The organism is Stenotrophomonas sp. AS012628 (assembly GCF_010608305.1).
Taxonomy (GTDB): domain Bacteria; phylum Pseudomonadota; class Gammaproteobacteria; order Xanthomonadales; family Xanthomonadaceae; genus Stenotrophomonas; species Stenotrophomonas geniculata.
The window spans coordinates 1-208 of sequence record NZ_VMBJ01000330.1 but is presented as its reverse complement, the minus strand read 5'-3'; the positions used below and the strand labels follow the sequence as shown (position 1 = coordinate 208).

Below are 208 nucleotides of genomic sequence, written 5' to 3'. Positions count from 1 at the left end.
AAGCCATACTGCCCGAGTCGTCGAGAGTCACCAGCATGTTCGGGGCGACGCCCTGGATCAGCATCAGCGGCTGCTGGCTGACCGACAGGGCGGCGGCGTGGGTGGTCTGGGCGGAGAGCAGGACGGCGCCGCTGAGCGCGGCTGCCAGCGAGGTCTTGCCGATCTGGTGGAGTACCGATTTCATGCGAGGCTCGATCAGTTGGTATAG

At 65.4% G+C, this 208-nt stretch carries 1 protein-coding gene; it reads right to left on the bottom strand.

Annotation, left to right across the window (positions count from 1 at the left end; translation table 11 throughout):
* Window positions 1-184, bottom strand: a 184-nt coding sequence (locus G5A07_RS22135) for a hypothetical protein (RefSeq protein ID WP_191864063.1), incomplete at its 3' end; no start/stop codon positions are given.
* Window positions 185-208: the final 24 nt, after the last annotated feature.